The sequence below is a fragment of the Bacillus sp. FSL M8-0166 genome, assembly GCF_038008825.1.
Taxonomy (GTDB): domain Bacteria; phylum Bacillota; class Bacilli; order Bacillales; family Bacillaceae; genus Bacillus; species Bacillus safensis.
Map to the genome: position 1 here is coordinate 2,528,704 of NZ_JBBOZZ010000001.1, position 20,782 is coordinate 2,549,485.

General features: G+C 42.0%; 22 protein-coding genes, 1 riboswitch and 1 other annotated feature. Of the genes, 6 read left to right on the plus strand and 16 right to left on the minus strand.

Annotation, left to right across the window (positions count from 1 at the left end):
• Nucleotides 1-46: 46 nt before the first annotated feature.
• Nucleotides 47-463 carry an NAD(+)--rifampin ADP-ribosyltransferase gene (arr, locus tag NSS92_RS12980; protein WP_024424404.1) on the minus strand — a complete coding sequence of 139 codons (417 nt, stop codon included), beginning with the start codon at nucleotides 461-463 and terminating at the stop codon, nucleotides 47-49.
• Between the two features lie 313 nt (nucleotides 464-776).
• Here arr and NSS92_RS12985 point away from each other — a divergent pair, with 313 nt between their 5' ends.
• Nucleotides 777-1,112, plus strand: a complete 336-nt coding sequence (locus NSS92_RS12985) for a hypothetical protein (protein WP_024424405.1) — start codon at nucleotides 777-779, stop codon at nucleotides 1,110-1,112.
• A gap of 11 nt (nucleotides 1,113-1,123) precedes the next feature.
• Here the strand turns inward: NSS92_RS12985 and NSS92_RS12990 are convergent, their stop codons facing one another.
• The 4 genes from NSS92_RS12990 to licT form a co-directional block, all read right to left on the minus strand.
• Complete coding sequence (locus NSS92_RS12990; protein ID WP_087976303.1) at nucleotides 1,124-1,861, minus strand: hypothetical protein; 738 nt, start codon at nucleotides 1,859-1,861, stop codon at nucleotides 1,124-1,126.
• A 410-nt stretch (nucleotides 1,862-2,271) separates the two neighbouring features.
• The gene (locus tag NSS92_RS12995) at nucleotides 2,272-3,693 is read right to left on the minus strand and encodes a glycoside hydrolase family 1 protein (protein WP_267587838.1); all 1,422 of its coding nucleotides are present in this window, start codon (nucleotides 3,691-3,693) and stop codon (nucleotides 2,272-2,274) included.
• Between the two features lie 19 nt (nucleotides 3,694-3,712).
• Entirely contained in the window at nucleotides 3,713-5,572 is a 1,860-nt protein-coding gene (locus NSS92_RS13000) for a beta-glucoside-specific PTS transporter subunit IIABC (protein WP_340868486.1), read from the minus strand.
• A gap of 235 nt (nucleotides 5,573-5,807) precedes the next feature.
• Nucleotides 5,808-6,644, minus strand: a complete 837-nt coding sequence (gene licT / locus NSS92_RS13005; RefSeq protein ID WP_041088833.1) for a BglG family transcription antiterminator LicT — start codon at nucleotides 6,642-6,644, stop codon at nucleotides 5,808-5,810.
• A 185-nt stretch (nucleotides 6,645-6,829) separates the two neighbouring features.
• Between licT and NSS92_RS13010 the strand changes: the two genes are divergently transcribed.
• Nucleotides 6,830-7,030: a hypothetical protein gene (locus tag NSS92_RS13010; protein ID WP_034283125.1), complete on the plus strand. Its 201-nt coding sequence runs from the start codon at nucleotides 6,830-6,832 to the stop codon at nucleotides 7,028-7,030.
• Nucleotides 7,031-7,065: 35 nt separating this feature from the next.
• Here the strand turns inward: NSS92_RS13010 and NSS92_RS13015 are convergent, their stop codons facing one another.
• Complete coding sequence (locus NSS92_RS13015) at nucleotides 7,066-8,685, minus strand: APC family permease (protein ID WP_340868493.1); 1,620 nt, start codon at nucleotides 8,683-8,685, stop codon at nucleotides 7,066-7,068.
• A 342-nt stretch (nucleotides 8,686-9,027) separates the two neighbouring features.
• The gene (gene trhO / locus NSS92_RS13020; protein ID WP_340868495.1) at nucleotides 9,028-9,996 is read right to left on the minus strand and encodes an oxygen-dependent tRNA uridine(34) hydroxylase TrhO; all 969 of its coding nucleotides are present in this window, start codon (nucleotides 9,994-9,996) and stop codon (nucleotides 9,028-9,030) included.
• Between the two features lie 197 nt (nucleotides 9,997-10,193).
• On the opposite strand from trhO, the gene NSS92_RS13025 reads away from it, so the two are divergent.
• Nucleotides 10,194-11,276 carry an iron-containing alcohol dehydrogenase family protein gene (locus NSS92_RS13025; protein ID WP_340868498.1) on the plus strand — a complete coding sequence of 361 codons (1,083 nt, stop codon included), beginning with the start codon at nucleotides 10,194-10,196 and terminating at the stop codon, nucleotides 11,274-11,276.
• Nucleotides 11,277-11,327: 51 nt separating this feature from the next.
• Here NSS92_RS13025 and NSS92_RS13030 read toward each other — a convergent pair whose 3' ends face one another.
• The 5 genes from NSS92_RS13030 to NSS92_RS13050 all read right to left on the minus strand — a co-directional run bounded on the left by NSS92_RS13030 (nucleotide 11,328) and on the right by NSS92_RS13050 (nucleotide 13,936).
• Entirely contained in the window at nucleotides 11,328-12,155 is an 828-nt protein-coding gene (locus NSS92_RS13030; protein ID WP_267587843.1) for an aldo/keto reductase, read from the minus strand.
• A gap of 81 nt (nucleotides 12,156-12,236) precedes the next feature.
• Nucleotides 12,237-12,653 (minus strand): DUF5301 domain-containing protein, encoded by a 417-nt coding sequence (locus NSS92_RS13035; protein WP_267587844.1) that lies wholly within the window; start codon nucleotides 12,651-12,653, stop codon nucleotides 12,237-12,239.
• Nucleotides 12,654-12,682: 29 nt separating this feature from the next.
• Nucleotides 12,683-13,144, minus strand: a complete 462-nt coding sequence (locus tag NSS92_RS13040; protein ID WP_340868503.1) for a DUF523 domain-containing protein — start codon at nucleotides 13,142-13,144, stop codon at nucleotides 12,683-12,685.
• Nucleotides 13,141-13,371, minus strand: a complete 231-nt coding sequence (locus tag NSS92_RS13045) for a hypothetical protein (protein ID WP_340868505.1) — start codon at nucleotides 13,369-13,371, stop codon at nucleotides 13,141-13,143. Before NSS92_RS13045 ends, NSS92_RS13040 begins: the two co-directional genes overlap by 4 nt.
• A 106-nt stretch (nucleotides 13,372-13,477) precedes the next feature.
• Nucleotides 13,478-13,936, minus strand: a complete 459-nt coding sequence (locus NSS92_RS13050) for a MarR family transcriptional regulator (protein ID WP_034283105.1) — start codon at nucleotides 13,934-13,936, stop codon at nucleotides 13,478-13,480.
• Between the two features lie 201 nt (nucleotides 13,937-14,137).
• Here NSS92_RS13050 and NSS92_RS13055 point away from each other — a divergent pair, with 201 nt between their 5' ends.
• Nucleotides 14,138-14,905 carry a GNAT family N-acetyltransferase gene (locus tag NSS92_RS13055; protein WP_340868508.1) on the plus strand — a complete coding sequence of 256 codons (768 nt, stop codon included), beginning with the start codon at nucleotides 14,138-14,140 and terminating at the stop codon, nucleotides 14,903-14,905.
• Nucleotides 14,906-15,002: 97 nt separating this feature from the next.
• Here the strand turns inward: NSS92_RS13055 and NSS92_RS13060 are convergent, their stop codons facing one another.
• Nucleotides 15,003-16,190, minus strand: a complete 1,188-nt coding sequence (locus NSS92_RS13060; protein WP_340868511.1) for an MFS transporter — start codon at nucleotides 16,188-16,190, stop codon at nucleotides 15,003-15,005.
• 77 nt (nucleotides 16,191-16,267) lie between these two features.
• Nucleotides 16,268-16,367: riboswitch (purine riboswitch) on the minus strand.
• Between the two features lie 149 nt (nucleotides 16,368-16,516).
• Nucleotides 16,517-16,712, plus strand: a binding site (T-box leader).
• Between the two features lie 42 nt (nucleotides 16,713-16,754).
• Here NSS92_RS13060 and proS point away from each other — a divergent pair.
• Both proS and NSS92_RS13070 read left to right on the plus strand, forming a co-directional pair.
• Nucleotides 16,755-18,188 (plus strand): proline--tRNA ligase, encoded by a 1,434-nt coding sequence (gene proS, locus NSS92_RS13065; protein WP_340868513.1) that lies wholly within the window; start codon nucleotides 16,755-16,757, stop codon nucleotides 18,186-18,188.
• A gap of 144 nt (nucleotides 18,189-18,332) precedes the next feature.
• Entirely contained in the window at nucleotides 18,333-18,509 is a 177-nt protein-coding gene (locus NSS92_RS13070; protein WP_165585036.1) for a hypothetical protein, read from the plus strand.
• Between the two features lie 35 nt (nucleotides 18,510-18,544).
• Here the strand turns inward: NSS92_RS13070 and NSS92_RS13075 are convergent, their stop codons facing one another.
• Genes NSS92_RS13075 through NSS92_RS13085 form a run of 3 tightly spaced genes read right to left on the minus strand, consistent with a single transcriptional unit; the run spans nucleotide 18,545 to nucleotide 20,771 of the window.
• Nucleotides 18,545-19,321 carry a sulfite exporter TauE/SafE family protein gene (locus NSS92_RS13075; protein WP_267587850.1) on the minus strand — a complete coding sequence of 259 codons (777 nt, stop codon included), beginning with the start codon at nucleotides 19,319-19,321 and terminating at the stop codon, nucleotides 18,545-18,547.
• A gap of 58 nt (nucleotides 19,322-19,379) precedes the next feature.
• Nucleotides 19,380-19,610 carry a sulfurtransferase TusA family protein gene (locus NSS92_RS13080; protein ID WP_267587851.1) on the minus strand — a complete coding sequence of 77 codons (231 nt, stop codon included), beginning with the start codon at nucleotides 19,608-19,610 and terminating at the stop codon, nucleotides 19,380-19,382.
• Between the two features lie 33 nt (nucleotides 19,611-19,643).
• Complete coding sequence (locus NSS92_RS13085) at nucleotides 19,644-20,771, minus strand: MBL fold metallo-hydrolase (protein ID WP_340868518.1); 1,128 nt, start codon at nucleotides 20,769-20,771, stop codon at nucleotides 19,644-19,646.
• Nucleotides 20,772-20,782: the final 11 nt, after the last annotated feature.

Below are 20,782 nucleotides of genomic sequence, written 5' to 3' on the forward strand. Positions count from 1 at the left end.
CCGCCCAGTTCATGAGGCGGCCATTGTGTTATTGAGATAAACGTCATCAATCATAGATGACATTTTTTCCTTCTTCACTTAATTTTTTTAAGGAGCTCAGCATATGATTGATTTCTTCATCGGAATGTCTTTCCCATGAACCTAATTCTGCGACTATTTTCAACGGAGATTTCGATCGATAAGAACGTGTTGGGTTGCCGGGGAATCTTTTGTCAGTCACATTTGGATCATTTTCAAACTCGCCTAACGGTTCTACAATATAAATTCTTTCTTTCGCATCAGACCTAGCTAATTCAGCACCCCATTTGGCCGCGTTTAGTGTTCCGGTGAAATAGATATGGTTCGATTTTTTATCCTGATAATTGGATAAATGCAGCGGTTCAAGCAGATCCCCAATCTTCAATTCCGCTTTTGTCCCATGAAAAAATGGCCCAGGATCTAACACCTTTTGCTTGTCATTCATACAGCCACACCCCTTATCGTTTTTGACTTGCGTATAACAGTATACGGCTAGATATGGGCGAGAAACAGTCTATAAATTTAATTATATTCGGGGTATAATGATAGTAGAGAGTAAGATGTGATTTGTAAACTCCAGCAAGTTGAAAAAACAGCAAGAATACATACAAAGCAGTCTTCTTGAAAGCCTAGGAAGGAAATCTGATCAGGATTGAAGAAGATAAGGATAAAGTAGCCTATGAGACGTTTGATGTCTTGGCATGTTGGCATCAATAATTATATAATTAACTAAATTTTACTTTGGAGGTGCTTTTTGTATGTCTATTCAAGTGGATGATGATGATGTTTTAGAGATGTGTAATATATATGCTCAAGAAACTCATCATAGAGAAGCATTGATTTTAGGAAACAGGAAGGGTCTATTGGAATTAAAAAATGCGATAGATCAGGCTTTAAAAACTGGTAGTGCTGTTGCAAATTTATACCCATCTGATTTTGAAGGATATGAAACTTGTATTGCATTAGTAGATGATGAAAATCAGTTTGAGAAGTTGATGACTCCTTATGTAGAGCAATATGTACAAGATGATGATGCAATTGATCCAATTGAAATTATTAAAGATTACGATGCTAAAAAAGAAAAGCCCTTATAAAAGGGCTTTTTTTAGTGGAGTATTGTTCTACCTTTTACAGCTTTGTGTTTACTTGGTACTGATGCTCTAAGAGCATGGTGTATTTGAATTTTTGGAGCTACATGAAAATGCCAGTACCAGTTTGATGATCCTGGTTTTAGTGGTATGACTCCGTTATCAACTGCAAATACTCGTATTTTCTTTTTTCCTTTTTTATGGAACACTTTTACGAGACTCTCGACTTTTCCTTTTCTATTTTTTACATACCAATCGATATGATAGTTCTTCCCAAAACCTTTTATTCTGTTCTTCAAATACTTCAGTGCAACTTTTGCGCCTTTTGATCTTATGGCCCACAAAGCAACTCTTCCTACGGTCATTGCGATTGGTACGAAGAATATTGGTAGTGCTTGTGTTGTGATTTCACTCTGACTACTTTTGGAGTCAAGTTGTTTCATTCGGTTTTCTAAAGCTAAAAATTTTTCATTGTTGAAATATTGATCTATCACTTTATTTTGTTCTGACTCTGACATGCTTTCAAATTCTTTTTCTGTAAATGGAAGGTTTTCTATGTATTCTCCCATTTTCATTTCAAGTTCGTCTAATTCTTTGGTAACTTGTTCATTTTGTAGAACTGTTAGTGTTACTAACGCTTCTAATTCTTGTGAATTGATAAAGTGTGTTTCCGCTGATGTTTCTGATGAAAATGGAGTCCATATTGATATGACAAGAGCTAGGGTAATTAGGGTTAAAAGTGTTTTTTTGAACATTTTGTTCGCATTCCTCCTTTTGCATTAAATACCAAATAAAGGTTATCAAATTAAAATGAGTGTATCAATGGATTTAAGATAGATTTAAGAAAATTTCTTTTTTGTTGCGGTGTCCGCAATCATTTTTTTATTTTTTAGAACTTCGTTTTGATGAAAATTTCTGTGGTAGAATCCGTTCACTGTGGAGTTGAACATTGACCATAGAAATTCATGTGATGGATTTAGGGGCAATTATTATTTGTGGTTTGATGCTCTTTGCAGTGTGGTTTGAAGAAGAAGTAGGCGCAGTTTATTAGGCTGTTAAAATCACTATCATTTTAGAACAACTCGAACAATATGATCTTGCCAATAGAGTGAAGAAAGAAAAAAAGCCAACCACCCGCTCATAAGGTGATTGGCTTTTTCATATGTTATTTCCCGATGTTGTCTCCATTTTGCTGAATCAATGTTTCATACCAATAAGAGCTCTTTTTGCGAATTCTGTTGAGGTCTTTTAGGTCAAATTCGTCGCGATTGACGTAGATGAACCCGTAGCGCTTGGAGCATCCTTGGTGTGTGCTGATTAAGTCGATGGCTGACCACGGGCAGTATCCGAATACCTCGACGCCGTCTGTAATCGCCCATTTGATTTGTTCGATATGTTTTTCTAAATAATCAATTCGATAATCATCCTGAATTGATCCATCTTCTTCTAACTTGTCGAATGCACCCAATCCGTTTTCCGTGATAATAAGCGGCAGCTGATAGCGGTCATAAATCTCCCGCATCGTTGAACGGAAGCCGACAGGATCAATCTCCCAGCCAAACGCATTTTTACTTAAGAATGGGTTGTTGCCGCCTTTGTAGACGCCATCTTCACCTGATTTCAAATGCTGATCTCCACCGCGGGCAAATTCGTCGTTGCCATCTCCTTTACTCGCTTCAACCGTTTGAGAGGTGTAGTAGTTAAAGGCAATGAAGTCTGGCTTCGCGCTTTTCAAAATATCCATATCTCCCTCTTCGATGACAGGAAGAATGTCTTTTTCTTTCATGTACGCCCATGCAAGGTTGTTATAACGGCCGAACACGGCCATATCAAGATAAAGCCAGTTGCGGATCGCATTGTAATTCGCCGCAGCAAGCACATCTTCAGGCTTTGGAGAAGCCGGATAAATGAGCGCAATGTTTGGCGCTGGTCCAATTTTCGCTTCAGGCAACATTTGATGACAGAGCGACATGGCTTTTGCTTGTGCAACGAGCATATGGTGATTCTGCTGATACAGTTCTTTTTTCGGATTTTCTAAATTTGGATCAAGTGTACCGAGCGCTGATCCATGTAAGATCATCATGTTTTGTTCATTAATGGTCAGCCAATAGTTTACCTTCTGACCATACTCCTGAAACAGAACCTCAGCATAGCGCTCAAACGCATCCACTGTCCCTCGGTTAGACCACCCGCCCTTTACTTGAAGCGCATGAGGCAGATCAAAATGATACATTGTCACGATTGGTTCAATGTCATAGCGGCGCAATTCATCGATGAGAGAATGATAGAATTCAATCCCCTTTTGATTGATCTCCCCATCTCCATCTGGAATGATCCGTGTCCACGCAATGGAAAAGCGATAAGCCTTCAAACCCATTTCTGCAAACATCTTCACATCCTCTTTATAACGGTGATAGTGATCGCTTGCGACTTTAAAATCCGTTGTCCCTTCAGGATAACTTGCTCTCATGTCAATGACAGAAGGCCCTTTGCCATCCTCGTTCCACGCACCCTCTACCTGATAGGCGGAAGTAGATCCGCCCCAGAAAAAGTCTTTTGGAAATGATGCTAGTGTTGAATATCTCATGATTCTTTCCTCCTCTTGATTAAACTAGATGTAAAAATGATTGTCCTGGTGTGATTTGTTTCTCTTCTGTTTCAATGATATCGCTAAACTCACCTGAATTGGTAATAATAACGGGTGTTGTGACTGACAGGCCTGAAGCTTCGATGGCTTCGATATCAAACTCTGCAAGCAGTTCGCCTTCTGTGATGGTTTGCCCCTGAACAACCTTCGGAGTAAAATGCTTTCCGCCTAATTGTACGGTATCCAGTCCGATGTGAATGAGTACTTCTGCCCCGCTTTCAGAGGTTAGACCATACGCATGTCCAGTTGGGAACACCGTTGTCACAACTCCTGAGACTGGTGCAAACAGTTTTCCTTCTGATGGAATGATGGCTGCGCCCTTTCCTAGTGCACCAGATGAGAATGCCTTATCCTGCACTTCCTCCAGCTTGATGACCTCGCCCTTTAAAGGACTTTTCACATGAGCTGCTTTGACCCCATGTTCGTTTTCAATTGCCGGTGCAGAAGCGGCTGCCGGCGTTTCATCTTCATCTACTGGATCTTTAAATCCAATCAAATAAGTTAAGATGATAGATAGGACGAACGAGACCGAGATTCCGATGATGAACCCTGTAAAGCCTTGACCGTAGAAAATCGGAAGTGTCAGTAAACTTGGAAGGCCTGACGCAATCGCAATACTTTGTGAATAACCGATGATCGCACCGCCGACTCCGGCAGAGATAACGGCTGCAATAAATGGTTTTTTCAAACGAAGCGTGACCCCGTATACAGCTGGCTCTGTGATCCCAAACACAGCAGAAACTGCTGTCGATCCAGCCAATGATTTCAGTTTTTTATTCTTTGTTTTCAGCATAACACCGATTGAGGCACCGGCTTGTGAGAATACAGCTGGCGCAGTGGACGGCTTAATATGATCTTTCCCATGGACTGCGATATTATTTAAAATGACTGGCACAAGTCCCCAATGGATACCGAAGATGACAAGTACCTGCCAAGCCATCGCAATTAAAGCACCTGCAAGTGTAGGACTAAAGGAGAATACTTTCAGCAAAACAGCTGCAATGCCATTCCCTGCATACACACCAAATGGTCCAAATACGATGAGTGTCAGCGGAACAACCGTGACAAGCAAAATCAGTGGAGTAATAAAGTTTTTGACACTTTCATGAATGACTTTGTTAAAGAAACGTTCGATATATCCCATGACAAACACTGCCAAAATGATTGGGATAACCGTAGATGTATAAGACATTAAGACGACTGGAATTCCGAAGAAGGTCACATCTCCGCCGCCTTTTGACAATTCTTGAATGGTTGGGTAAATAAGTGCACCTGCTATCGTCACAGCGACAAACGGATTCGCTTTAAACTTCCTAGCAGAAGTGAATGCGAGCAATAATGGCAGGAAGTAGAACAAGCTGTCTGACGCAGCAAATAAAATTTGATACGACGTATCTTCAGGAGATAACCATTTTGCGTTGATACAGATGCCTAATAGACCTTTTAAAATACCTGCACCCGCCATGACACCAAGAAGTGGAGTGAAAATCCCCGATACAATGTCGACAAATTTTCCGAAGAGGCTTGTGCTCTCTTCACCTGATTTTGCAGATGAAGCAGCGGAATCCTCTAATAGATTCGTAAACTCTCCAATTTCTCGATAAACCTCTGGTACGGTATTGCCAATGACCACTTGAAATTGGCCGCCGCTTTCCATGACTGTGACGACGCCATTTAATTTTTCAATGGCCGCTTTATCTGCTTTTGATCTGTCATTTAATGTGAAACGAAGCCTTGTGGCGCAATGGACCAATGAGTGAACATTTTTCTCTGTGCCAATGTGTTTGATAATGTCTTCTGCTAATTGACGATAACTCATGCAAAAACCCCCTTTTTTTCAAAAAAATACGTTTTTGGGCAAAATAAAAACCTAAACGGGCACCAAAAATAGTCGCAGCTTGCTGTTGCGCTTTTTCAGTGAACGTTTAGGTTTTGCCTGCCGAACAGTCACAATCCTCTAAGACGATCATTGTGAAACCGTATTCTTTTATGTTTATGAGCAAATAGTACCACTCACCTTTTCTCATGTCAACGCTTTCTTTTAAAATCTATCTTTATTTTTCTCGTTTGATCAGTCGATTCAAATGAATTGATAGATACAGCATCTCCTCTGATGTGAGATCACGGTGATAGGTTTGATAGACGTATTCTGCGATTTTCTTTGCGCAATCGTATGCTTTCGGATATTTCACTTTGATCAGCTGATATAAGTCCTGATCTTCGCTGACAAGCAGTGTTTCGTTAATCAGACGCTGGACGAAAAAGCGCAAATGCGTGAGAAAACGATAAAAGTTAAGTGAGTCCTCATCAAATTCCATGTTGAGATGATATTTCACAATGGTGAGAATGGCATTGACTTCCTTTGTGATATTGACCGTCGTATTCATATCCTCATTGAGCTCTGCGTTAATGATATGCATAGCAATAAAGCCTGCTTCATCCTCAGGCAGTTCAATATGAAGACGCTCTTCAATCATCTCAAGACAGTCCTTTGCCACGAGAAATTCATCTTTGTATAAGCGTTTAATCTCCCAAATAAGCGAATTCTCAATCAGATGATTTTTCTTCAATCGTTCGATGGCGTAATGAATATGGTCTGCCAGCGATACATGCAGACTTTCGTTTAATCTTCGGTTCAGCTTTGTATGTGCATATTGGATCATTTCTTCGGTCACCTTGACCACATCATACGGAACCTCTTGAAGCAGCATTTTCATCCGCTCGTGAACGGAATGATCCTCCAGGCGGAAGACTTTATCAATCAACGCTTCGTCCACCGGGTCCCCGGGACGTCGCTGGAAAGCGATGCCTCTGCCCATGACAACGATTTCTTTTCCTTGTTCATCTATGACACTAATGACATTATTGTTTAGAACCTTTTGAATCTGCATTTCCAAACACCTCCGTCTATGACCAACAACTTTACTCAAAATATGCTCTCATCTTAACACAACTGTCAAATCACTTGGTGTTTTTATCTGACTTTTGCAATAGATTTCACCATGATTCTACCCTTTCATAGCTGGTCTGTTCCTTCAATTGCCTGCATACAATACTTCTGAGGAGGTGACCTTCTGTGAAGTCTTTTTTCTGGTCTGCATCATTTTTATTCTTGCTCATGTTCACCCTCATCATTCTAGGCATCGTGTTCTGGCTGAGTGGACAAGGCTTAGGTCAGCTTTGGAGATATGTGCTCATTTCACTTGTCACAGCGGCCGTTTTGCGCGGCGTCACCACTTGGCTGAAACGGCATGTGATGCACCTTTCATCCAAATAAAAACGGCTGCCCGGAATGTTCAGGCAGCCGTTTCTTTATTCTTTTGTTGCTGCAGCTTCTTTCTGAGAAGCACGCAGCTCATCATTGATTTTTTTCGCATCCTCTAAAAACTCTGTTTCAAATCCACTTTTGAGTGCCCACATATAAAATAGCAGAGCAACCACTGTAATCAGTGCCATGTCCCAGCCATAATGAATGATGTTATAACCGCCGAATTTGTCACTGCCAAGACAGGAAATCGTCATCATCACAAGCAGGTACACAACCATCCAAGCACCCGCCTTAAAGTTGCGGCCGAAGCCTTTCCACTTCGCTTTTGCTTGATAGTAAAAATAGATAGGAAGACCGATGAGAATAATGAACAGCACCTGACCTGTTAACGGCCATCTTGCCCAATACAGCGTCAATGAGGCAAAGACAAAGCCGAGAGGAGCAATGATGCTGAGTCCTTTTATTTTAAGCGGACGATATAAATCTGACCCTGTCTTTCTCAGCGTCATGACGGTCACTGGTCCAGTCAGATAAGAAATGAGTGTAGCGACAGAGATAATTTCTGCAAGTACACCCCAGCCTCTAAATAAAAACAGAAAGATAAACGATACGGCTAAGTTAAAAAACATTGCTGGACGAGGCACGCCGTAAATAGGGTGCAGACGGCCAAGCACACTTGGCATGTATTTGTTTTTTTCCATTCCATAAATCATACGAGACGTCGTTGCGGTATACGTAATTCCTGTACCCGAAGGTGACACAAACGCATCCGCATATAAAATTAGAACAAGCCAGTTAATCCCAAGCGCAATGGCAAGGTCAGCAAATGGCGAGTTGAAATTCAAATGACCCCAGCCATTCACAATCATAGATGGATCAACAGCACCGATAAAGGCGACTTGTAAAAGGACATAAATCACAGTTGCAATGAAAATCGATCCGACAATGGCAATTGGAATCGACCGGCCTGGATTTTTTGCCTCACCGGCCATATTAATCGGGCTTTGGAAGCCATTGAAGGCAAATACAATCCCTGATGTCGCAACAGCTGTCAGCACACTCGCCCAGCCGTTAGGGGCAATACTTGTTCCAGAAGTAAAATTCTCACTATGAAAACCTACGAATAAGAGCGCACCAATTGTTAATCCTGGAATGACAATTTTAAATACAGTAATGAATGTATTCGCTTTTGAAAATAACCCAACTGTCCAATAATTAAGCAGAAAGTAAATCACAAGAAGCACACTGGCGACCATAAGACCTTCTGTCGTCAACACTCCTTTTGTGACCAAGTGGGTTGTCCACTTTGCCCACTCCCAAGGCCATGAGCTCATGTACTGAACGGAAGCAACCGCCTCAACAGGTATCACGGAGACAATGGCGATCCAGTTCGCCCAAGCTGTAATAAACCCAATAAAAGATCCGTGTGAATATTGCGTATATTTCACCATTCCGCCTGCCTCTGGAAACATCGATCCGAGTTCACTATAAGACAAAGCGATAAATAAAATCACAACCATCCCAATCAACCAGGATAAAATAGCAGCAGGGCCGGCGATTTGAGCCGCACGCCAAGCACCGAAGAGCCATCCTGAACCAATGATTGAGCCAAGACCTACCATCATTAAAGCGAAAGTTCCCATCCTACGATGCAAATGATTCATGTTCATAACACCTTTCGATTAAAATACAGAGCATGTGTCAAGCAAGCATCTCTCTTTCAAAGCAGCTCACTTTTCATTTCACTGGCAAATATTTCTTCTAATGAACCTTTACCCTTGTTCATTTTTTCGCCTGTTATATTATCTCTCAATTCTCCATTTTCTGAAATAGTCGAACATGCTTATTTCAAAAGAAAGCGCTTTTTCACCTGTTCAATCTATTAGACTGAATAACTACCTTTACCCTTATTTTGAAAAAAACAAAACAAAAAAGATAGAGGAAATGACTTCCTCTCCCTTCTAACCCACGCCAAGTATAGAAAAAAAGGATAAAGGGGGTCCCCTCTATCCTTGTGAAATCGCTTGTTCTTTTTCAATGACAGCTAGTCTTTCTTGAACTTCTTCTTCAGATAAATTGTGCTGTTTCACGTACAGGTTCCGTTCGCTTGTGCGGCATTCATGACTGCAGCTGCGCATATACTTATGCTCACTCTCTTCAGTGGCAATCATCTTGCGGTTACATGCAGGGTTCGCACAGTTCACATAACGCTCGCAAGGCTCACCCGTGAAGAAATCTTTTCCGACAACCACATGCTCTGTTTGATTCACTGGTACTGTTAAGCGATTATCAAACACATAGCATTGACCATCCCACAGCTTCCCTTGTACTTCTGGGTCTTTTCCGTAAGTGACAATTCCGCCATCAAGCTGAGAGACATCTTCAAAGCCTTCACGCTTTAACCAGCCTGAGAATTTCTCACAGCGTACGCCGCCTGTGCAATACGTCAGGATTTTTTTGCCTTCAAGAATCTCTTTATTGTCACGAATCCACTCAGGTAATTCACGGAATGTCTCAATATCAGGACGGACTGCCCCTCTGAAGTGACCAACATCAAACTCGTAATCATTACGCGCATCAATCACAACAGTATCAGGTGATTGCATTTGCTCGTAAAATTCAACCGGGCTAAGATGTTTCCCCGTTATTTCTAATGGATTCACATCATCCTCAAGGCTAAGGTTCACTAGTTCATTCCGATGACGGACGTGCATTTTTTTAAACGCATGACCATCTGCTTCGTCAATTTTAATTGGCATAGACGCAAAGCGTGGATCTTCTTTTAACGCTTGCATGTACTTGTCCGTTTGCTCAATGGTTCCAGAAACCGTTCCGTTCAAGCCTTCTGCTGATACGAGGATACGGCCTAACAAACCAAGCTCCTTACAGAATGCTAAATGCTCTGCTGTAAACGCCTCTGGGTCCTCAATGGGGACATATTGATAGTAAAGTAAAACGCGATATTGTTTTTCCATCTATATAAACACCTCTTAAATTTAATCAAAACATACCGTTCTTTATCATACAGGAAATACATACCTAAAGGCAATGTCGGCGGCTCAATTCCAAAAAACGGAAGGGTCTTTCTTCTCATATATTTGATTATTTGACAGAACTTTCTGTAAAATGAGATGATTTATGAACAATATGATGTGTAAAGGAGCAATGATACATGATCCAGCCAGAAGATATTGTCAGAAGCGGCCCTAACCAATTTATTTCTCAAAAGGGAATATATCATGAACTAGAATCCCTTGTTTCTCCTTTTCAGTCACCTGCTGTAGTGACAGGATATGATTCATACCAAGCTTTTTCACAATACACAAAGCTGCCGCCCGAGTGGCCTGTCATTCAGCACAAAGGATACAGTTCACCCAATGCGGTCAAACGGATCGCAGAAAAGCTTAACGGGTCAGATGTGATCATCGGCATCGGGGGCGGAACGATTTTAGATACCGCAAAATCAGTCGCAGACGCTCTTCAAATCGAAGTTATCATGGTGCCAACGATTCCCGGCACATGTGCTGCGTCTACACCTCTCAGCGTCATTTATGATGATAAGGGCAATTTCATGAGAGTCGATTATCACAAACGATCGAGCTACCTCACCTTAATTGATCATACTTTTTTGCTTTCATCTCCTCTTTCCTACCTTCAAAGTGGAATTGGTGATACGCTGGCAAAATGGTATGAAGCGGAAGCGATTATCCGTAACACAAAAGGCGCCTTGCCGCTCATGGTACATGCCGCACTAAAGCAGGCGGTATATGTTCGAGACATTCTTCTTTCTCATAGTGAAGAAGCTGTCAACAGCTTAAAAACAGGTCAGCTTTCACAAGCATTTGCAGATGTGACAGATACGATTATTACGTTAGCCGGAACAGTCGGCGGCTATGGGGGACGTTATGGAAGAATGGCAGGTGCTCATGCCGTTCATAATGGATTGACATTTATTGATGAAACGCATCATGTGTTACATGGACAAAAAGTGGCTTACGGCATCCTCGTCCAGCTTGCCGCAGAAAACCGAATGTCCGAGGTAGAGGAATTACTTGAACTCTACCAAACACTCGGATTACCTAGAAATATGCGCGATCTTGGTATGACAACTCAACTGGAAGAGGCGGCACTCACAGTGGCAAACCATGCGGCACGTAAAGATGAAACCTTTTGTTTGATTGGAGACTATGCTAAAGAACAGATTGTCGACGCCATTCAAATCATTGAAACCTATCAACCCGAAAAAACTGTCTAAACATGAGGGCAAATAAAAAGCACAGGCATCGCACCTGTGCTTTTCTTTCGATTAAAAATCAAAGTTATCTGGATCTGGACCTGTGCGTTCATCTTCATTGAGCTGATCAATGACACCCATCTCATGTGTGGACAGCTCGAAATCGAAGACTTGTGTGTTTTCAATGATTCGGCTCTTCGTCACAGATTTTGGGATGGTGATAATGCCATGCTGCAAGTCCCAGCGTAAAATCACTTGCGCTACTGACTTGTCATGTTTTTTCGCGATATCCTGGAGAACAGGATGGTTTAGAAGCTTCCCGCTGCCTAATGGCGACCACGCCTCTACATGAATTCCTTTCGACTTGCAGTAGTCTCGTAAAGGCTCCTGTGTCAGCTTCGGATGAAGCTCGATTTGATTCACCATTGGCACAACTTCTGCCTCTTCCAATAAATCCTCTAAATGATGCTGATGGAAATTACACACTCCGATAGCTCGAACGCGTCCATCCTTATATAGTTTCTCTAGCGCTTTCCATGTTTCTTTATATTTGCCTTCAACTGGCCAATGAATTAAATAAAGGTCTAATACATCTAGTCCCAGCTTGTTCATACTTGTTTCAAAGGCTTCGAGTGTTGATTCATAGCCTTGATCATTATTCCAGACCTTTGTCGTAATAAATAGATCATTGCGCGAGATGCCTGATTGCTGAATGGCTTTGCCTACCCCTTCTTCATTTTGATAGGCTGCTGCTGTATCAATGCTGCGGTAGCCCGCTTCTAGAGCGTCTTTGACTGCATTTACAGCCTCATCCCCATCTTTTACCTGCCATACACCAAAGCCTAGCTTCGGCATTTTTACTCCGTTTGCTAATGTGACTGTATCTGTTAATCCACTCATCAAACAAACCTCCGCTTCCTTTTTACTTACCAAGCACTATACCCGAATTTTCTATTGATCATGCATGAAATTCTGACTGATTTATTTGATATATTTTCCTATATCGACTTGATTGGCATCAACGATTTGATATTCGCTGGTTTGATCTTTTGTTTTAGAAAAATCATATTTCTCTAAAAAGCTTTGATCATAAAAAACCAGTCCATAAATTTCCTTTTCGTTCTCATACACTCTAATCCAATAAGACTCTTTTGAGGCTTTTTTAACCTCATTCGTTTTCTTTAATTTCATACCCGAAAATTCCTTCAGCAGCTTTTGAATATCCTCTTTCTTTTCCACCATAACACGCTCATTATCATGCTCAATTTGAATCGAAGTCACCTTGTTTTGATCAATTGAGGCCACATCATCAAAAGAGTATGTTTTTGCATTGATTATAAAATAAATACCAATTCCTAATAAAATAATGACAATTAAACCAATCATCCACTTTTTCAACCTAACTCCTCCTTCTATTCACACCACACCTATACAAACAACGAAGTCCAATCATCCTCCTCAGAGAATACCTGAATTCCATGCTGTTTGAGCAAGGCGGATGTCACACCATCTCCAGCTTTTGTCCTGCCGTTAAAATCTCCGCGATAAATCATCCGGCTGCCGCAGGAGGGGCTGTACTCTTTTAACACAACCGCTGTCGCATTCAGAGACTGAATCTGTTCCAGCGCCATTTTCGCACCTTTTACATACATCTCTGTGACATCAGTTCCATGCACATCGATAACGGAGGCGAGGCCCTTTAATACATCATGTCCGTCTCCGTCAATGATTTCTGCGGGAGGTCTTGGCGTGGAGAAGCCGCCAAGGAGCTCAGGACAAACTGTGACCGCCTTTCCCTCCTGAACAAGCTCCTCAATTCGCTGATCTAATCGATGGCTGCCATTATAACGAACCTTCAACCCAGCAAGACAAGCACTGACGACAATCACGTATGTTCCTCATTTTTTTTGCTGACTTTAAAATAAATACATAAAGGCAGGAAACATATCGTATTCACCAAAAAGGGCAGGGCACAATACAAAGCAGCGGCCCAAATCGGTTCTCCAGCTCCTGCAATACCAAAAAAATAAACAAATAATATCAAGCTGACAAACAATCCCACGAATGGCATGATGAATACGTATTTTTTATAATTTTCTATCATTTCTTTCTCCAATGAGCTCTCTCCCTTTCATCATGGTCGCGAATAACGTCAATATATGTTAATTTTACCATAAAAAAACCGAAATCATCTCCTCTTTACGATGGTTTCGGTTTTTTATCTATATCTTTTCTTTCCAAGCCTTTAAGAAGCGCTCAATCACTTGTAATTCATCTTCATGAAACTGCTGAAGAAATTCTAAATAGGACGTGACTGCTTTTTCATGCAGCTCATCATGCAGCGCTGCCAATTGCTTGCCTTCCTCTGTCAAAGAATAATAGACAGATTTCTTATCACCTTGCCGGTGGCAATAGTCCACCATGCCTTTTTCAATCAGTTTTTTCACAGCCTTTGTAATAGCTGGCTTTGATAGTTTTAGTTGTTGAGATAGAAATGTATTATTTGATTCGTTTGGATTGGCTTGAATCATCGATAAAATGTGAAGCTGTGTGAGTGTCCATTCTTGTTTGAGTGTATCAGTCGTGGTAATCAGTGGATCTGTTGGATCATTCCGTCTCTTTTCCCTATGCATAATCAGATCTTGAATCGCTTTTAATACAATCTGCTCTTTTGTTTCCATCTGAACCTCCACTCTTAACTGGTTAATAAAATGGTACTAATAATGAAGAAAGGAGTCAAAAGAAATGTCGATGCGAGTAAAATAATAGATCATAAGACCTGATAATTGCACATGTACTTTTATACTAGATTCCCCTCATCCTGTCACATGCTATAATCATTGGGATGTCATCCAACTTATCATAATGAAAAGGTGATCTAAATGAAACCCGAACAACAAATGGCCATTCGCCAGTTAGAAGAAAAGATACACCTGTTTTCTTCTGCTGCGAACGGAACCTTCCTTGCATCTGACGATTTCGTTCTATCAAATACTCATATATCGACTGACACGTTCAATTTGCTCTTACCGACATCAGCTCAAATTCAAGATCCGAAAAAAGTGAAAGCAGCCATTGAACACATGCAGACGCAGAAACTCATATTCAGCACATGGGTCGATCACCGTTTACTCCATCCTGATTGGGCTGATTTATTAAAGGAATATCAGCTTCAAGAGGTCGAACGCAATACCATCATGATGCTTGAGCATACAGGTGACATTGATCCAGTCACATCCTCATCACTTACAATCAAGGAAGTACTTGATGAGCAGACACTGTTTGATTACAAACATATCTTTATAGAACTATTCAAAGGGTCGACTGAGGCCGCCGCCTTAGAAGACTATTTCCAGCGTTTTTCGATTGAAGCATTGCACTCAAAAGCTCACATGTTCGTGGGATATGAACACCATAAGCCGGTCACAACAGGCTTATTATTCGAGACAAACAACAGCTACGGTATTTATGATGTCATAACAAGGGCAGAACACCGCGGAAAAGGACTTGGCAGTGACATGTTCCATTACCTTCTGACCCAGACAGAGAATAAACAAAAGTGTGTCATCTTACAAGCATCAGCGGACGGTAAAAATATTTATCAACGTGCCGGCTTTCAATCAATCGGCGAAATGGCCGTTTTTGAATAGAAAGGTACTTTTCGTGTGAATTTGAAATGAACATAAAAAAGCTGCCTAAAGATAGGCAGCTACAGATTGTTGACAAAGGGCTAAAATGATCTTTATTTTAGCTCTTTGTCTTCATTTCAGCATGATGCTGACGATCCATATAAAGCGGCGGTCTCTTCAACGAAATCACCGCACAGCTAAAGGCAATCAGTACAAACACAGCACCGAATTTAGCCAGATCAACAGATGAACCGGTCATCGTAAACATGACTCCGCCAACCGCAGATCCAATCGAAATGCCGATTTGCAAGGCCGATGTATTTAAACTTTGCTGAATATCAGACGTGACAGGATCTGTTTGAATCAAATAACTCTGCAAAGCAGGCGTCAGTGCCCAGCTGAGCGCTCCCCATAGGACAACCATCACCATAAAGAGCATAAACACCCCCGCTGTATAGGGAAGGATAAACATGACGATCGCAAACGACATCGTCACAAGCAAAATGGCTTTTCCTGATCCTAGTTTGTCACTAAGCCAGCCGCCAAATCCATTCCCGCCAATAGACGCAAGCCCGAAGATCAAATAACAAATACTAATCCAAAACGGGGTCATATGCAGAACTTCCATCAGAAATGGAGTGAAATAAGAATAAAGCATATAATGGCCAGCAAGCATAAACAAACTGATCAAGTGTGCACTAAAAATTTTCGGATGTCCTAAAGAACGAATCTGCTCTCTAAGAGGCGTCACTTTTTCAACAGGCATTTTTTCCAATAGAAAATAGATCAGCACCATCGATATGGCAGAAAGAATACTGATTCCTAAAAACATCACTCTCCAGCCAAAGCTCTCTGTAATAAAAATACCGATCGGTACACCGAGAACAAGTGAGGAGCTAATACCAATAAAAATCAGCCCTAATGCTTTTGCACGATGCGCTGGTTCCACTAATTTGGCGGTGATCGTCAAAGATAATACCACCACAAGCGCTGTACTCATCGCAATCAACACCCTTGATATCATGACAAGGGCAAAGGTCGAACTAAAATAAGTGAACACATTTCCTATTGTAAACACCAATAACGCGATTAAATAAAGGCGCTTTCGTTCAATTTTGGCTGTAGCTGTCAGCAGGACGGGTGCTGAAATGGCATACACAATCGCAAATACCGTAATGAGCTGTCCGGCTGTTGCAAGAGACACATTCAAATCCTCTGCAAGACTTGGCAGAATGCCCCCGACCACAAGCTCAACTAATCCAACCGCAAAAGTAGAAACGGCTAATAAATATACTCTCCAGTTCATGTCTAACATCCCTTCTGTATATCATCGCTTTCACTTTTGATACAGGGTGCAGACAAACAAAAAAACCCTGATTACAAAAAAGGAAAGCGCGCTTTTGTAATCAGGATTTATCGGATCCTGGTAGAAACCCTCAAACCATATTATTGAGGTTATACAAGTCTATTTTTTTCTTCACATATATTAGCACAGCCTTACATAACTCGCAAGCTGTAAAAATAGAAAAATAGTGCCATTCCAATCATTAAGCAAAAGGCGCCGGAAAGGGAATCAGAACAGCTTGCTTTCTCCACCATTTACAGGTAAACTGATGAAAAATCAACGAACAAGGATCAACGTAGATCTGGAATAGTAGCTTGAATCGATCTTTAACAGAGAGGGAACGGTGCTGAGAAGTTCCTACTGACATCTTCAAGTGAACCTGCCGATTTAGTTCTGTTTCATACAGCGGTTCATACCGTTATCATGATTGAGTGTAAAGCTGTGCTTTAAATTAGGGTGGTACCACCAGGAATGGTCCCTAACTTAAAGTACAGCTTTTTTGTTTTAAAAAAGGAGGAACCTGCAATGTCAAAGAAACAATTTGTTGAGAAAATTACAAGCATGGAAGACGACTTTGCCCAGTGGTATACAGATGTTGTCACAAAGGCGCGGCTCGTCGATTATTCAAGCGTGAGAGGCAGTATGATCATTCAGCCGTACGGCTTTAAAATCTGGGAGAATATTCGCGACGAACTTGACCGCCAGATTAAAGAAACGGGTCATGAGAATGTTTATATGCCGCTTTTTATCCCAGAGAGCCTGCTTCAGCAGGAAAAAGATCATATCGAAGGCTTTGCTCCTGAAGTAGCGTGGGTCACACATGGCGGTGAATCCGAATTACAAGAAAGGCTCTGCGTCAGACCAACCTCTGAAGTGCTGTTCGCTGAGCATTACAAAAACATTATTCATTCCTACCGCGATTTACCGAAGCTATATAACCAATGGGCCAATGTCGTCCGCTGGGAAAAGACAACACGTCCCTTCCTCAGAACCCTTGAATTCCTATGGCAGGAAGGGCACACGTGCCATGAGACTGAGCAAGAAGCGATTGAAGAAACAGAAAGAATGCTTCACATTTACGCTTCTCTTTGCGAAGATCTACTTGCCATTCCTGTCATTAAAGGGAGAAAAACAGAGAAGGAAAAATTCGCCGGCGCTCGCTTCACCTATACGGTTGAAAGCTTGATGCATGATGGAAAAGCGCTGCAAACTGCCACTTCTCATTTCTTTGGGAACGGATTTGCCAAAGCATTTGGCATCGAATTCTTAAACCGTGAAGGAAAACTAGAGCATGTCCAGCAAACCTCTTGGGGTTTTACAACAAGAATCATCGGCGCTATGATCATGGTGCATGGCGATGACAGAGGGCTCGTCCTCCCGCCCAATATTGCGCCAACCCAAGTGCGTATCGTGCCAATCGCTTCTCATAAAGAAGGTGTGCTAGATCATGCCTACGAATTGAAGAATCGACTCGCCCGCATCGCACGTGCTGACATCGACGCAAGCGATAAACAGCCAGGCTGGAAATTCAACGAGTGTGAAATGCAAGGTATTCCGCTACGTGTAGAAGTAGGACCAAAGGACATCGAAAAAGGACAGGTGATGCTTGCAAGACGAGACACTGGTGAAAAGCAAGCTGTCACGTTAGATGCACTTGAACAAACCATCACAACAACGCTTGAAGACATCCAGCGGACCATGTACGAAAAAGCGAAAGAACGATTACATGAAAAGACATCACACGCCCACACAATGGAAGACATCGAGCAAATTCTAGCGGAAGAAAACCGATTGATTAAAGCCATGTGGTGCGGTGACGAAGCCTGTGAAAACGACATTAAAGAAAGAACAGGGGTGACCTCACGCTGTATCCCATTCGAGCAGGAAACCCTTTCTGACACATGTGTATGCTGCGGAAAGCCTGCATCTGATACGGTATTCTGGGCGAAAGCCTATTAAGAATATGAACGATAAAGAAGCATCTCTCTTGATGCTTCTTTTTTTGTTAAAAAGACCCAAACACCCATTGACCTCACCTGCATGATCCCCTATAATTCATATTAATATAATCGGTTTTTAAGACTTTAACTGGAGTGGTGATACATGAAACGCTGGCCCTCATTCTTTGCCGAACGCTGTCCTAAATGTAAATCAGCATTAGAAGTCTCAAAGTCCAATGCCCTGCAAGGCAAAGTCGTGAAAACATGTCCCAACCTTCATTATCAAAAAGAGTACCACCCAGCACTAGAAACGTATATCGAGCACGATGACGTCAAATAAAAAAGACCAACATTTTTGCTTTGTTGGTCTTTTCTTTATAAAATATCCAGCCAAATTTTGACCGCTGTCGCCGTAATCATCACAGCAAGTGCCCATTGCAAGTAGACGGCATTGATTTTCTGACCGACCTTCGCACCAATCGGAGCTGCCATCAAACTTGCCGCCATCAGCACAATCGCAGGAAGAAGCATGACCTGACCCGTCAATACCTTTCCAGTCGATGCGCCTATCGCAGAAAGAAACGTAATCGCAAGTGACGACGCAATCGTCATCCGTACAGGAATTTTTAAAATAGACAGCATCACAGGCACTAAAATAAATGCGCCGCCTGCACCTAATACCCCGGAAACACTGCCAATCACAAAGGCAATACCTGATGCCAGTCCTTTATGAAAAGTGACTTCTCTCTCTGCGTCTGCACGCTGTCCTTTTTTCGGAATCAACATGAGAATAACCGCCACAATGGCGAGTAATCCATAGACGAGGTTCATCCCTTTCTCCGGCATAAAATGTGATACATAACTGCCTAATAAGCTGCCCGCCAATATACTGCTTCCCATATATAAAATCAGCGAGCGATGTAAAAATCCGCTTTTTCGGTAGGCCAATACCCCACCCAGCGTCGAAAAAAGCACTTGAATAGCACCAATCCCTGATACCTCGTGTGCTGATAGTGCCATCACACCGAGAAGAGGCGGGATATAAAGCAGCATAGGATAGTTGATCACAGATCCCCCGATCCCCACCATTCCTGATAAGAAGGAACCAATACATCCGATGATAAAAAGAGTAATCAAAAATGCAAAATCCATGCTGGTCTCCTCCTTTACAAAAGGAAAAGGGGATCTTCAGCAGATACCCCTACATCCTTTAGGACCCTTTTCTCATCCAGAACTTCAGCACGTGACCTTCTTCTGTCTGCGTGATCAATTCATGTCCGCTTGACTTCGCCCATGCAGCTAAGTCAGCTTTAGCCCCTTTATCTGTTGCATGTATTTCTAAAACTTGACCTTCAGTCAAGTCGTTCATTTTTTTCTTCGTTCGAATAATCGGCATTGGGCATGCGAGCCCTGTTACGTCTAAAATTTGATCTGATGTCATTTAATCGTTCCTCTTCTCTTATTTTATTGGACATTACCGAATCGCACAACGGTTTGGACCAATTTCCATTTCACGCTGCTCTTCCACATCTGGGTTCAGCTTCCCCATATTGGCTTTACGAATCTCTTGAAAGGCATGCGGCTGTGCAGGCAATCCCTCCGTCACCATCTGTCTAAACATATTTTGATCTTCAATATGAAGCCCATGATTTTCTTTTAAAAGTGAGCCGAGCTCCTTCCAAACACTGCCGTCTTCATTCATTTCTTCTATGGTCATGAAGTGCGCAGGCAGAACGATGTATTCCTTTGAAAACGCCATATACCGTTCATAAAGCGTCTCTCTCAAATCATCTACCCAGTCCTCCGCCATTCCAGCAAGATCAGGTCTTCCAATTGAATCAATAAACAAAATATCACCTGAAAGAAGATATTGATTGTCTACGATAAAAGATGTTGAGCCGATTGTATGTCCCGGGGAATAAATAGGTTGAATATCAATAGAAGCTGTTCCAATCGTTATCCGCTGTCCTTCTTCAAGACGTTTATATTCAAAGGTTACCTCTTCGGCATCTTTTGGCGGCAGCCAGTAGGTAGCACCAGTTAGTTCAGCCAGCTTTTTCCCACCAGAAATATGATCTGCATGAAGGTGAGTATCCATCACATGCGTCACAGAGACATCATGCTTTTTCGCAAAATCCATATAGACCTCCGTCATTCGAGCTGCATCCACAACCGCGGCTTCTCCATTGGACATGATCATATAGGACAGACACCCTTTGCCCATCCGTACAAATTGATACAGCTCTCCACCGCCGCTTAAATCACCTATTTTCACTGGCTCTAGATGCTCACTCCATGCCTTCATGCCGCCCTGCAAATAATGAACAGGCACGCCAGCCTCTGACAGCATCTCCGCCACCAGGATAGAGGAACCTTCCTTGGCACAAACCACCAACACTTCACGGTCACTAGGAATGTGCTGTAAAAGGCCCTCTACTCCGTCAAGCAGATCAAAATAAGGCACATTCAAATCAACGATTGCTTCCCCTTCAATCTTCCAGTCCTGCACATCTGCTTGATTTCGCACATCTAGCAAAAAGAGCGGCTCTTTGCCCACGATCTTTTTTGTTAACTGCTCTGCAGTCATGGCTTTTACCGTCATGTTTTATTCAG